We start from the raw sequence: 12,656 nt of genomic DNA on the forward strand, positions 1-12,656 counted from the left end.
CCCCGAAAAGCGGTTCCTCACCGGCGGTGGGCGCCGGTGTCCTCCTCCATGGCGGGCCGTTGGCCGGGCTGGCGGTCCCCGCGCAGGGCGGACATGACCAGGGTGACGGCGGTGCCCACGACCGCCCAGGCGGCGAGCACCAGCATCGGTCCGGTGATCGCGTTGCCCTTGAAGTACGCGATCGAGCGCGCCACCCAGGTGCCCGCGCCCGGCGGCAGCCAGGGGCCGATCTCCTTCCAGAACGGCGGCAGCATCGGCAGCGGGAAGGCGCCGCCCGCGCTCGGGTTGCCGGCGATCACGACGAGCAGGACGGCGAGGCCGATGCCCACGATGCCGGTCAGCGACTGCAGGGCGAGCGTGATCATGCCGACCCCGAAGACGACGAGCGAGCCGAGGCCCCACAGGCCCATGATGCTGCCGGGCAGGGCGCCGAGGATCGGCCCGATGATGATCGCGCCGCCCAGGCCGCCCGCGATCGAGTAGAGCGCCATGACGCCGGTCCTGATCAGCGCGCGGCGGCCGTTGGTGGCCCGGGAGCCCGCGCTGATCGCCAGGATCGAGGCGCAGAGGTAGCCGCCGACGCACCAGCCGACGACCAGGTAGAAGGACGAGAGCCCGTCGAAGTCCTTGGTGGACGCCGGGGCCACGTCCACGGTCTTGACCGTCCGCTTCTCGGCCCCGTCGACCTCGGTGGCGATCTTCTCCAGGGCGGTGGCGAGGACGGTGCCGCCGCCCGAGCCCACCAGGAGGGTGTCGGTGGTGCCCCGGGGGTCGACGATCAGGGCGCCGTCGATGTCGCGGTTGATGATCTGGTGCCGGGCCGCGGCCTCGTCCTTGACCACGCGCGGGTCGAGCGGGTCACCGGGGAGTTTCCCGAGCTTGTCCGACGTCTCCTTGGCCGCAGGGCCGGGAGCGACGACTCCGAAGGGCACGTCCTTGGGCTTCGGGTCGTGCAGGGCCCCTACGTAGGAGGCGATGAACAGCAGCTGCAGGGCCAGTACACCGATGACCAGCAGGGCTGCTCGCGGGGTGACGGCGCTCTTCAACTCATCGGTGAAACTCATGCCCCCACGCTCCGGGGCCCCCGGCGTTCCCGCAGGTGGGCGGGGCCGAATGGGCGACGCGGGGGATGGTTCGACGCGCGTGTCGTACATGCGTTCGAAACTTGGTCTATGGTGGAGGCGGGGGATGTGAGGTCGGATCGGTTCAGGGTTTCAGGAGGTGCGTGTGCCAGGGTTCACGCATCTGCACACCGTCTCCGGGTTCTCCCCGCGGTACGGGGCCTCGCACCCGGAGCGGCTCGCCGAGCGCGCCGCCGAGCGGGGCATGGACGCCCTCGCGCTCACCGACCGGGACACCCTCGCGGGGACCGTCCGGTTCGCCAAGGCCTGCGCGAAGGCGGGGGTGCGGCCGCTGTTCGGGACCGAGCTCGCGGTGGGGGAGCCCGCATCGGCGCCCGGTGCGCGGCGGCGGACTCCGGTGCGCGGAGGTGCCTTCATCGACGAGTCGACCCCGCGCGTCACCTTCCTTGCCCGCGACGGCGCCACGGGCTGGGCCGCGCTGTGCCGTCTGATCACCGCCGCGCACCGCGGCGGCGATGGCCGGCCCGTACTTCCGTGGGAGGAGAACCACGGCGACGGCATGACCGTGCTGCTCGGCCCCGCGTCCGACGTGGGGCGCGCGCTCGCCGCCGGGCGCCCCGACCGGGCCGCCCGCCTCCTGGCCCCCTGGCGCGAGCGCTACGGGGACGCGCTGCGCCTGGAGTCCGTGTGGCACGGCCGCGAAGGCACCGGGCCCGGTTCGCTCCGCCTCGCGGCCCGCACCGTCGGCTTCGCCGCCGAGCAGGGTGTCCGCCCCGTCCTGAGCAACGCCGTCCGTTACGCCGACGCGGGGCTCGGCCCGGTCGCCGACGTGCTCGACGCCGCGCGCCGCCTCGTCCCCGTCGACCCGAGCAAGGAACTCGACAGCGGGGAAAGGTGGTTGAAGGGCGCCGACGCCATGCTGGGCAACGCCGAACGGATCGTGGAGGCGGCCGGCTTCCGGCGCGACACCGCCCACCGCCTCGTCGAGCAGACCCAGGCGGTCGCCGCCGAGTGCCTCGTCGACCCCGAGGACGACATCGGCATCGGTTCCGTGCGCTTCCCCGAGCCGCACCTCGTCGGCGCGGGGCGCCGCACCGCCCAGCGCGTGCTCGCCTCGCGGGCGGCGGCGGGGATGGTCCTTCGTGGATACGACAGGCGCCGCACGCATCACGCGTACTGGGAGCGGATGCACCACGAGCTGGACATCATCGCCTACCACGGCTTCGCCTCCTACTTCCTCACCGTGGCCCAAGTGGTCGACGACGTACGCGACTTGGGGATCCGGGTCGCGGCGCGCGGCTCCGGCGCCGGATCCCTGGTCAACCACCTCATCGGCATCGCGCACGCCGACCCCGTCGAGCACGGGCTGCTCATGGAGCGGTTCCTGTCCACGCGGCGGGCCGTCCTGCCGGACATCGACATCGACGTGGAGTCGGCCCGCCGCCTCGAGGTCTACCGCGCGATCATCGGCCGCTTCGGCACCGAACGGGTCGCGACCGTCGCCATGCCCGAGACCTACCGGGTCCGCCACGCCATCCGTGACGTGGGCGCCGCCCTCTCCATGGACCCGGCCGAGATCGACAGGATCGCCAAGGCCTTCCCGCACATCCGCGCGCGGGACGCGCGCTCGGCCATGGAGGAGCTGCCCGAACTGCGCGAGGTGGCGGGGGACAAGGAGAAACACGGCCGACTGTGGGAGCTGGTCGAGGCCCTGGACGCGCTGCCGCGCGGGATCGCCATGCACCCGTGCGGGGTGCTGCTCTCCGACGCCTCGCTGCTCGCGCGTACACCCGTCATGCCCACCAGCGGCGAGGGCTTTCCCATGTCCCAGTTCGACAAGGAGGACGTGGAGGACCTCGGGCTGCTCAAGCTCGACGTGCTCGGGGTGCGGATGCAGTCGGCGATGGCGCACGCGGTGGAGGAGGTCGAGCGGGCCACGGGCGAGCGGGTGGACGTGGACGCCGTGCCGCCGGGGGACCCCGCGACGTATCAACTCATCAAGTCCACAGAGACGTTGGGCTGCTTCCAGATCGAATCGCCGGGCCAGCGGGACCTGGTGGGCCGCCTGCAGCCCGCGACCTTCCACGACCTGGTCGTCGACATCTCGCTCTTCCGGCCGGGGCCGGTCGCCGCCGACATGGTGCGGCCCTTCATCGAGGCCCGGCACGGCCGCGCGCCCATCCGCTACCCGCACCCGGATCTGGCGGGCCCGCTCAAGGAGACGTACGGCGTCGTCGTCTTCCACGAGCAGATCATCGACATCGTGGACATCATGACCGGCTGCGGTCGCGACGAGGCGGACCGGGTGCGCCGGGGGCTCTCCGACCTCGAGTCGCAGGGGCGGATCCGGTTCTGGTTCGCGCAGCAGGCGGCGGCGAAGGGGTACGACGCCGAGACCATCGGCCGGACCTGGGAGATCATCGAGGCCTTCGGTTCGTACGGCTTCTGCAAGGCGCACGCGGTGGCCTTCGCCGTGCCCACCTACCAGTCGGCCTGGCTGAAGACCCATCACCCGGCCGCCTTCTACGCGGGGTTGCTCACGCACGACCCCGGCATGTACCCGAAGCGGCTGCTGCTCGCGGACGCACGGCGGCGGGGGGTGCCGATCCTGCCGCTGGACGTGAACCGGTCCGCGGTCGCTCACCGTATCGAACTGGTGTCTGATAAAGCTGATAAAGTCGGGCCCCGAAAGGTGTGGGGCCTGCGCCTCGCGCTCTCCGATGTCCACGGCATCAGCGAGGCCGAGGCCGCGCGGATCGCGGACGGGCAGCCGTACGCCTCGCTCCTGGACTTCTGGGAGCGGGCCAGGCCCGGAAAGCCGGTCGCGCAGCGCCTCGCGCAGGTCGGCGCGCTCGACGCGTTCGGCGCCAACCGCCGCGACCTGCAACTGCACCTGACGGAGCTGCGACGGGGCTCGCGGGGCTCGCGGGGCTCGTCCGGGGCCCAACTCCCCTTGTCCGGCGGGCGGAAGACGGCGACCGCCGGGCTGCCCGACCTGGACGACGCGGAACGGCTCAGCGCCGAACTCGGCGTCCTGGGCATGGACTCCTCGCGCCATCTCATGGGCGACCACGCGGAGTTCCTGCGGGAGCTCGGCGTGCTGACGGCCCGACGCCTGCGGGAGGCCGAACACGGGGCGACCGTCCTGGTCGCGGGCGCCAAGGCGGCCACCCAGACCCCGCCGATCCGCTCCGGCAAGCGGGTCATCTTCACCACCCTGGACGACGGCACCGGCCTGGTCGACCTGGCCTTCTTCGACGACGCCCACGAACGGTGCGCGCACACCGTCTTCCACTCCTGGCTGCTCCTGGTCCGCGGAGTGGTGCAGCGGCGCGGCCCGCGCAGCCTCAGCGTGGTCGGCGCCGCGGCATGGAACCTGGCGGAACTGGTGGAGCTGCGGCAGGAGGGCGGGCTCGACGCGGTGGGCGCGCGGCTCGCCGAGCCGGGACCGGAAGGAGAGCCCGGCGGATCCCCGGCGGACGACGGCTCCTCACCCCCGGCCGACGGCGGCCGTCGCATCCGGATGTCCACGGGGTACGAGATGCACCCCTGGGCCGACCTCCAGCCGCCCGGCGAACGGGCGGCGACAGGACGGAAGTTGTGGCACCAGAGCCCGGGGAGCGCGGGATGAGCACCCTCTGCGTACGGTTCCTGCTGCCGCCCATGTACGAGGCCGCCATGCCCCGACTGCTCCTACTGCTCGGCGAGTTCAGCCCTGTCGTCGAGGCGCTGCCGCCCGACGCCGCGCTCGTCGACGTACGGGGAGCGATGCGCTACTTCGGCCGCGACGCCGTCGAACTCGCCTCGGTGATACGGGTACGGGCGCTCGCCCACCACGGCGTGGACTGCGTGATCGGCGCCGGGCCCGGACCGATGCTCGCGCGGATGGCCGCGCGGGGAGCCGCGCCGGGCGTGACCCGCGTCGTGGGCGCGGAACCCGACGCCGTCGCGGAGTTCCTCGGACCGAAGCCGGTCGGTGAACTGCCGGGGGTCGGCCGCGCCACCGCCCGCACCCTCTGCTCGTACGGAATCGACTCCGTCGGCAAGGTGGCCGCCGCGCCGCTGTCCACGCTGCAGCGCCTCGTCGGCGCTCGCGCGGGACGCGAGCTGCACGAGAAGGCGCACGGCATCGACCGCGCCCCCGTCGTGCCGAACGCCGCCGCCCGCTCCCTCGCCTCCGAACGGCCCTTCCCACGCGACGAGTTGGACCCCACGCGCCACCGCAGGGCGCTGCTCTCGCTCACCGAGGAACTCGGCGCCCGGATGCGCGACGAGGAGCAGGTGTGCCGCTCCCTGACCCTCACCGTGCGGTACGCGGACCGTTCCACGACGACCCGCACCCGTACGCTGCCCGAGCCGACCGCGCACTCCTGCGCGCTGACCGGATCCGCCTACCGCATGTACGAGGCGCTCGGCCTCCAGCGGGCCAGGGTGCGCGGCATCTCGCTGCGCGCCGAAGGCCTCGCACCCGCCGAACACGCCGCCCACCAGCTGATGTTCGACCCGGTGGACGACAAGGCCCGCCGGATCGAGGCGGTGGCCGACCGGGCGCGGGCGAAGTTCGGCCCCGGCGCGATCGTGCCGGGGACGCTGGCGGCCTAGCCGCGTCGCGGCGGCCCCATCCGGCGACAGCTGAGGTAGCCCCTGGGCGTACGACCGCGGGCCAATACCCCCGCGAGCGACGGCCGCCTACGATCGGCGCATGGACATCAAGCCAGGTCAGCCGCTGCCCGGGGAGGGCCACAACCGGCTTGCGCCCAGGCGTCCGTGGCCGTCCGGAGGTCTGTGGCCGCCCGTGCGCGCGGGCCTGGCCTGGAGCGGCGCCGTCGTCTACCCCTTCGTCACCTACGTGACCTTCGACTACGGGCAGCACGGCTTCGACATCCTGATGGTCCTCGCGTCGATCACGCTGACGGTCGTGGTCGCCTCGCTCCTCAGGCGCAGGCCGCTGCCCGCGCTCACCTTCCTTCTGCTCGGCGCGGTGGCGGCGACGATGGAGATGCGCAAGGCGGAGGTCAGCTACCTGCAGACGCTGGCCGGGGTCTGCGCCGTCGGCTATCTCGCGGCCACCCGCCCGCGCCGCACCTCGGTCATCGCCGCCCTCATGGCGTTCACGACGCAGGCCGTCGCCCTCTTCTCCTTCCCGGCCGACGGCGACTGCGGGCCCGCCCCCTACCCGCCGGACGGCTGCCGGCCCTCCGGCTGGGCGAGCAACAGCGGCGAGGCGCTGGCGTTCGTCGCCGTCGCCCTCATCGCCGCCTGGACGGCGGGCAGTTCGGCCCGCGAGCGCCGCACGCACGCCGAGGCCCTGCGCGCCCAGGCCACGGCCCGCGCCGTGACCGCCGAACGGCTGCGCATCGCACGGGAGTTGCACGACATGATCGCGCACAGCATCGGCGTCATCGCCATCCAGGCGGGCGTGGGCAGCCGGGTCATCGACACCCAGCCCGCCGAGGCCCGCAACGCGCTCCGCACCATCGAGGCCACCAGCAGGGAGACCCTTGCGGGCCTGCGCAGGACGCTGGTCGCGCTGCGCAGGCCGGAGCGGTCGGAGCGGTCGGAGGGGTCACAGCGGCCGGAGCGGCCGGAGTCGGATCCGGGGCCCGCCGATGCCGTACCGGACGCCGCCGCCCGCGACGTGTCCGCGCCGCCCCGCGAACCCGCGCCCGGCCTCGCCGACCTCGACCGCCTCGCCGCGTCGGCGCGGGACGCCGGAGTCCGCGCGGAGGTCCACCGGCGGGGGGAGCGCGGCCCGCTGCCCGCCGACATCGACCTGGCCGCGTTCCGCATCCTGCAAGAGGCCCTCACCAATGTCGTACGGCACGCGGGAACGGACACCTGCCGGGTGACCGTCGAGCGGCGGGAGGGCGAACTGTCCCTGGAGATAGAGGACGAGGGGCGCGGCGGCCTGCCCGCGGGCACCGGGTTCGGCCTCGTCGGCATGCGCGAGCGGGTCGCCCTGCTGCACGGCCGGTTCACCGCGGGACCGCGCCCCGAAGGCGGCTTCCGGGTGACGGCCCTGCTGCCCCTGCCGACGGCGGAGGCCCGATGACCGGCCCCACCGGTGGCCCTACCGGCAGCTCCACGGGCGCGCGCCCCACCGTCCGAGTGGTCCTCGCCGACGACCAGCCCCTCGTCCGCGCGGGCCTGCGCGTCCTGATGGCCGACACCCCCGGGATCGAGGTCGTGGGGGAGGCGGGGACGGGCACCGACGCGGTCCGCCTGGCCCGCGACGTACGCCCCGACGTCGTCGTGATGGACATCCGCATGCCCGGCATGGACGGCATCGAGGCCACCCGCCTGATCATGGACGAGGGCAGCGGGACGACGCGCGTCCTGGTCCTGACCACCTTCGATGACGACGACTACGTATACGGGGCGCTGCGCGCGGGCGCGAGCGGTTTCCTCGTCAAGGACATGGCGCTGGAGGACATCCTCGGGGCGATCCACGTGGTGGCCGCCGGGGACGGTCTGATCGCGCCGAGCGTCACCCGGCGTCTGATCGAGGAGTTCGCGGCGCGGCCCGAGCCCACGCCAACGGTGCGCCGGACGGTCGACGGCATCACGGACCGCGAGTGCGAAGTGCTCACGCTGGTCGGCCGGGGGCTTTCCAACGCCGAGATCGCTGCCGAACTCTTCATCACCGTCGCCACGGTGAAGGCGCACATGGCGCGTCTCTTCGCCAAGCTCGACTCCCGCGACCGGGTCCAACTGGTCATCATCGCCTACGAGTGCGGCCTTGTGTCGCCTCCGCGCTGAGGTGACGTCCACCTGCCGGGAACGGCGACCGTGCCAGTGATGACTGGAACTTTTTACTGACGCGTAACTTCACACTTGGACGACCGGCACTTAATTTGGCGTGTGCACGGCATCCTCGTGATCCGGATCACAGGGCTCACTCATCGCAACTCCCTTGAGCCGCAAGGAGATCCCACGATGCTGCCCTGGAGACGAGCGCTCAGAGCGTTCACCGCCGCCCTTCTCATGACGGGCGCGCTCACCCTCACCGCCCCCACGGCGTCCGCCGCCCCCGCTGCCCCCGCCGCCTCGTCGAGCGGCTGGAACGACTACGGCTGCAAGCCGTCCGCCGCCCACCCGCGCCCCGTGGTCCTCGTCCACGGAACCTTCGGCAACTCCATCGACAACTGGCTCGTCCTGGCGCCCTACTTGGTGAGGCGCGGCTACTGCGTCTACTCCCTCGACTACGGCCAGCTGCCCGGTGTGCCGTTCTTCAACGGGCTCGGCCCGATCGACAAGTCGGCCGAGCAGCTCGACGGCTTCGTCGACAAGGTGCTCGCCTCGACGGGCGCCGCGAAGGCGGACCTCGTCGGCCACTCGCAGGGCGGCATGATGCCCCGCTACTACCTGAAGTTCCTCGGCGGCGCGCAGAAGGTGAACGCCCTGGTCGGCCTCGCGCCCGACAACCACGGCACCACCCTGCTCGGCCTGACCAGGCTGCTGCCCTACTTCCCCGGCATCGAGGACCTGCTCACCACCAACACCCCGGGCCTGGCCGACCAGGTGGCCGGATCGCCGTTCCTGACCAAGCTCAACCAAGGCGGCGACACCGTCCCCGGCGTGCGCTACACCGTCATCGCCACCAAGTGGGACGAGGTGGTCACCCCGTACCGCACGCAATTCCTGAACGGCCCCGGCGTACGCAACGTCACCGTCCAGGACCTGTGCCCCGCCGACCTCTCCGAGCACGTGGCGATCGGCATCCTCGACCGGGTCGCGCACCACGAGGTCGCGAACGCGCTCGACCCGGCGCACGCGACGCCGAGCACCTGCTTCTCCTGAACCGGCTCCGAACGGAACCTTCCCCCGAACCGAGAGCCGCCGCTGACTGGGGTCAGCGGCGGCTCAGCATGTTCTGTGGATCAGCGGCCGTGGCGCGCCGTCCGGCGGCGGGCCGTGCCGAACATGGCCGCGGCACCGACGGCGAGGGCGGCGGCGCCGCCGATCGCGATGTACGGGGTGGTGCTGTCGCCGCCGGTCTCGGCGAGGTTCTCGTTGGCCGCGGCGACGGGCTTCTCGGCGCCGCCGTTCACCTCAGGCGCGTTGGCGGCCGTGTCGTCACCCGCGGCCGGAGCCGCCTCGGAGACCTCGGCGCCCGTCTTGGCGTCGCTGTCGCCGTGGCCGTGGTGCTCGACGGTGGACTTGTCCGCGCCCGCGGCGATGTCCTGCTCGGAGGGCGCGGAGGCGGCCGGGGCCGGAGCCGCGGCCGCACCGCCGCCGCTGTCCTTGCCGAAGACGACGTCGGAGCAGGTGTAGAAGGCCTCGGGGGAGTCCGAGCGCTGCCAGACCGAGTAGATCAGGTGGCGGCCCGACTTGGCCGGGACCTTGCCGTCGAAGACGTAGTCACCGTTCTCCATCTTCGGGTCGGCCACGTCGACGAACGGCTTCGACTCCAGGTCCGACCACTTCAGGGGCTTGGTCGGGTCGTACGAGTCCTTCGTGATGTACAGCTCGAAGGAGCCCTTGTGCGGTGCGGTGCCCTTGTAGTGGAAGGTGTGGTTGCCGCCGGACATCTTGCTCGACGGCCAGTCGGCGCGCGGCAGGTCGAGGCCCTTGTACTTGTCATTGCCCGCGCTGCACAGCTTGCCGTCGGGGATGATCTCCTTCGACTTGCCCGCGGCGTTGGCGATGTTCACGCCGTTCCAGTCGTAGAAGGCCTGCGCGCCACTGGAGGCGACAGCCGCCTTGCACGCGGCCGACGTCGGCGACTCCGGGCCCTCCTGGAAGCAGGCGGAGACACGGCTCACCGGGTCCGTCATCGAACCGTGCGCGGCGGCGGGGGCGGCCGAAAGGGCGGTCAGGGCGAGCGGGGCGATGCCTGCGGCGGCGATCGCGGCGACCTTGCGACGTGCACTCATGGGTGGTTCTCCTCAGCGGCGGTTCTGGGGGGTGGTGGGGGACACGAGACGGTTGCGAACGGCCGGTGCCGCCCCCCGACTGCGTGCGGCGCCGACGGTTCGTAACCGGCCCGGCGACGAGAAAGCTAGCCGCTGAAATCCCGGAATTCGCCTGCTGGGAGGGGGTGATGGCGATCTTTATGGTGGGTTTAAGGGAGCCCTCAGGCTCCGCTCAGGTCGTGCCCGAATTGCCCGGCGGAACACACCCCCCCCCCCGCGGGGCCGCCGCTAGCGAATCCACCGGTAACGCCGCTCCGGCCGCCCCGTCCCCCCGTACCGAAGCGTCACCTCCACCCGCCCCGTGTCCGCGAAGAACTCCAGGTAGCGGCGCGCGCTGACCCGCGACAGCGTGCCCTCCTGTGCGCACTCCGAAGCCGAAAGGCCGCCCGGGTGCCCCCGCAGCGTCTGCTCGACCAGGTCCGCGGTGTGTGCCGCAAGGCCCTTCGGGAGCTCCCGGGAGCCGGGCGGGCGAGGGCCGAATATCTGGTCGATGTCCTCCTGCCGCGCCTCGTCAAGGCCGTCGAGGCGGGCCCGCACCGCCGCCACGTGCAGCAACTGCTCCCGCAGCGCCGCCTGGTTGAACGGCTTGATCAGGTAGTGCAGCGCACCGGCCCGCAGCGCCGCCCGCACGATCTCCGCGTCCCGCGCCGCCGTGATGAACAGCGCGTCCAGCGGCTGGCGGTCCCGGTCGCGCTCCTCCACGGCCCGCAACTCCCGTAGCACCGCGATGCCGTCCATATCGGGCAGATAGATGTCAAGAAGTACGAGATCGGGGCGCAGCCGCTCCACCGCCGCCAACGCCTCCGTACCGCTGTGCGCCACTCCCACCACCGAGAATCCGTCCACCGCGGACACATAACGGCTGTGCAGTTTGGCGACCATGAAGTCGTCGTCCACGACCAGCACCCTTGTCATCGCCGCAGGCTAAGGGCGCGACCACAAGGACCACAACGTCCGTTGATTCCGGAAGAGAGACAGCTTCTTAACGCACGGGCAACATGTGGGCCACCTCACAGATATCCCCGTCCCCGCGGACCGCGGCCGGGTTCCCGCCCCCACGGGGAACCCGGCCGCATCAACTCCCTCGCATCCCTCGTATCCCAAGTACCGAACTACGTACCGACAGGTGGTGGCACACGTGCGTCTGCGCACACCCCTTGCCCTGCTCGGGGCCGCGCTGCTCGTGCTCGCCGGGCCGCCGCTGCTCTCGACGGGCAGCGAATCCGATACCGGCACACAGATCCCCGGCCTGCGCTTCATGGTCCCCAACACGCCGGGCGGCGGCTACGACATCACCGCCCGTACCGCGGCGAAGAACGCCGAGGACGCCGGACTCACCCACAACATCGAGGTGTTCAACCTGCCCGGCGCCGGCGGCACCGTCGGCCTCAGCCGCCTCGTCGGCGAGCACGGCAACGGCAAGCTGGCGATGTCCATGGGCCTGGGCGTCGTGGGCGCCGCACGCTCCAACGACTCGCCCAAGACCCTCGCCGACACCACGCCCATCGCCCGCCTCACCGAAGAGCCGGACGTCGTCGTGGTCGCCAAGGACTCCCCGTACAAGAACATCGAGCAGCTGATCACCGCCTGGAAGAAGAACCCGGGCAAGCTCCCGGTCGGCGGCGGCTCGTCCCCGGGCGGCCCCGACCACCTCGCCCCGATGCTGATGGCGCGCGCCGCCGGGATCGCCCCGAAGAAGGTCAACTACGTCCCCTTCGACGGCGGCGGCGAACTCCTCGCCTCGATCCTCGGCAAGAAGGTCGCCTTCGGCGTCTCGGGCGTCGGCGAGTACCTGGACCAGATCAAGTCGGGCGAGCTGCGCCTCCTCGCGACCACCGGGCCCAAGCGGGCCAAGGGCCTGGACGGGCCGACCCTCAAAGAGTCCGGCTACGACGTCGACTTCACCAACTGGCGCGGCATCGTCGCACCGCCCGGCCTCTCCGACGCGGAACGCAAGAAGCTCACCGGCCTGGTCAGGAAGCTCCACGACTCCCCTGAGTGGCGCAAGTCCCTCAAGACCAACGGCTGGGACGACGCCTTCCTCACCGGCGACAAGTTCGGCGACTTCCTGGCCGCCCAGGACAAGAGCGTGGTGTCCGTGCTGAAGGAGCTGGGACTGTGACGACGACCACCGAAACCCCGCCCGAGGAGAGCGGCGGCAGCCGCCGCTCCTGGCTGCGCGAACACTCCGAACTCGGCGTGTGCGTCATGCTCCTGGCCCTCGGCGCCCTCGTCCTGACCGACGCGCTCACCATGGACGTCGAGATCGCCCAGCGCGGCCCGATCGGCCCCAAGACGGTCCCGGTCGTCGTCGGCATCGGGCTCCTGGTCGTCGCCGTGATCCTCGCGATCGACGTCCTGCGCGGCGGTCGCGGCGAGGCCGAGGGCGGCGAGGACATCGACCTGTCCGAACCCGCCGACTGGCGCACCGTGCTGCTCCTGGCCGGAGTCTTCCTCGGCGCCGCCGTCCTCATCGAACCGCTCGGCTTCCCCGTCGCGGGCGCCCTGCTCTTCTGGGGCGCCGCGTACGCGCTCGGCAGCCGGCACCTGGACCGCGACCCGCTCATCGCGGCGGGGCTCTCCCTCCTCACGTACGTCGTCTTCAACAACCTGCTCGGGGTGCCGCTGCCCGGCGGACCGCTGATGGGAGTGCTGTGAC

Annotated in this window: 10 protein-coding genes; 7 read left to right on the plus strand and 3 right to left on the minus strand. The window is 72.2% G+C overall.

Annotated features, from left to right (window positions below):
* Positions 1-17 precede the first annotated feature (17 nt).
* Positions 18-1,064, minus strand: coding sequence for a DUF3533 domain-containing protein (locus ACFUPX_RS13855; protein ID WP_383320627.1), 1,047 nt, complete (start codon positions 1,062-1,064; stop codon positions 18-20).
* A gap of 163 nt (positions 1,065-1,227) precedes the next feature.
* Here ACFUPX_RS13855 and ACFUPX_RS13860 point away from each other — a divergent pair, with 163 nt between their 5' ends.
* The 5 genes from ACFUPX_RS13860 (at position 1,228) to ACFUPX_RS13880 (ending at position 8,882) form a co-directional block, all read left to right on the plus strand.
* A complete protein-coding gene (locus ACFUPX_RS13860) occupies positions 1,228-4,713 on the plus strand; it encodes a DNA polymerase III subunit alpha (RefSeq protein WP_383320629.1) in 3,486 nt (1,161 codons plus the stop codon).
* On the plus strand, positions 4,710-5,684 hold the full coding sequence (locus tag ACFUPX_RS13865) for a hypothetical protein (protein ID WP_383320631.1): 975 nt from the start codon (positions 4,710-4,712) through the stop codon (positions 5,682-5,684). The genes ACFUPX_RS13860 and ACFUPX_RS13865 overlap by 4 nt, the downstream gene beginning before the upstream one ends.
* A 100-nt stretch (positions 5,685-5,784) precedes the next feature.
* Positions 5,785-7,134, plus strand: coding sequence for a sensor histidine kinase (locus ACFUPX_RS13870; protein WP_383320633.1), 1,350 nt, complete (start codon positions 5,785-5,787; stop codon positions 7,132-7,134).
* On the plus strand, positions 7,131-7,841 hold the full coding sequence (locus ACFUPX_RS13875; RefSeq protein WP_383320635.1) for a response regulator: 711 nt from the start codon (positions 7,131-7,133) through the stop codon (positions 7,839-7,841). The genes ACFUPX_RS13870 and ACFUPX_RS13875 overlap by 4 nt, the downstream gene beginning before the upstream one ends.
* Before the next feature lie 177 nt (positions 7,842-8,018).
* A complete protein-coding gene (locus tag ACFUPX_RS13880; RefSeq protein WP_383320637.1) occupies positions 8,019-8,882 on the plus strand; it encodes an esterase/lipase family protein in 864 nt (287 codons plus the stop codon).
* Positions 8,883-8,962: 80 nt separating this feature from the next.
* Here the strand turns inward: ACFUPX_RS13880 and ACFUPX_RS13885 are convergent, their stop codons facing one another.
* Together ACFUPX_RS13885 and ACFUPX_RS13890 are read right to left on the minus strand one after the other, a co-directional pair.
* The gene (locus ACFUPX_RS13885) at positions 8,963-9,958 is read right to left on the minus strand and encodes a lytic polysaccharide monooxygenase (protein WP_383320639.1); all 996 of its coding nucleotides are present in this window, start codon (positions 9,956-9,958) and stop codon (positions 8,963-8,965) included.
* A 267-nt stretch (positions 9,959-10,225) separates the two neighbouring features.
* Entirely contained in the window at positions 10,226-10,912 is a 687-nt protein-coding gene (locus ACFUPX_RS13890; protein WP_383320641.1) for a response regulator, read from the minus strand.
* Positions 10,913-11,135: 223 nt separating this feature from the next.
* Between ACFUPX_RS13890 and ACFUPX_RS13895 the strand changes: the two genes are divergently transcribed.
* Together ACFUPX_RS13895 and ACFUPX_RS13900 are read left to right on the plus strand one after the other, a co-directional pair.
* Positions 11,136-12,119 carry a Bug family tripartite tricarboxylate transporter substrate binding protein gene (locus tag ACFUPX_RS13895; protein WP_383320786.1) on the plus strand — a complete coding sequence of 328 codons (984 nt, stop codon included), beginning with the start codon at positions 11,136-11,138 and terminating at the stop codon, positions 12,117-12,119.
* Entirely contained in the window at positions 12,116-12,655 is a 540-nt protein-coding gene (locus tag ACFUPX_RS13900; protein ID WP_383320643.1) for a tripartite tricarboxylate transporter TctB family protein, read from the plus strand. The genes ACFUPX_RS13895 and ACFUPX_RS13900 overlap by 4 nt, the downstream gene beginning before the upstream one ends.
* The last annotated feature ends 1 nt before the right edge of the window (position 12,656 follow it).

This window comes from Streptomyces sp. NPDC057302 (assembly GCF_042667685.1).
GTDB lineage: Bacteria > Actinomycetota > Actinomycetes > Streptomycetales > Streptomycetaceae > Streptomyces.

Coding starts and splice junctions, on each gene's coding strand:
- ACFUPX_RS13855 (WP_383320627.1), bottom strand. CDS start 1,064: ATGAGTTTCACCGATGAGTTGAAGAGCGCCGTCACCCCGCGAGCAGCC.
- ACFUPX_RS13865 (WP_383320631.1), top strand. CDS start 4,710: ATGAGCACCCTCTGCGTACGGTTCCTGCTGCCGCCCATGTACGAGGCC.
- ACFUPX_RS13870 (WP_383320633.1), top strand. CDS start 5,785: ATGGACATCAAGCCAGGTCAGCCGCTGCCCGGGGAGGGCCACAACCGG.
- ACFUPX_RS13875 (WP_383320635.1), top strand. CDS start 7,131: ATGACCGGCCCCACCGGTGGCCCTACCGGCAGCTCCACGGGCGCGCGC.
- ACFUPX_RS13880 (WP_383320637.1), top strand. CDS start 8,019: ATGCTGCCCTGGAGACGAGCGCTCAGAGCGTTCACCGCCGCCCTTCTC.
- ACFUPX_RS13885 (WP_383320639.1), bottom strand. CDS start 9,958: ATGAGTGCACGTCGCAAGGTCGCCGCGATCGCCGCCGCAGGCATCGCC.
- ACFUPX_RS13890 (WP_383320641.1), bottom strand. CDS start 10,912: ATGACAAGGGTGCTGGTCGTGGACGACGACTTCATGGTCGCCAAACTG.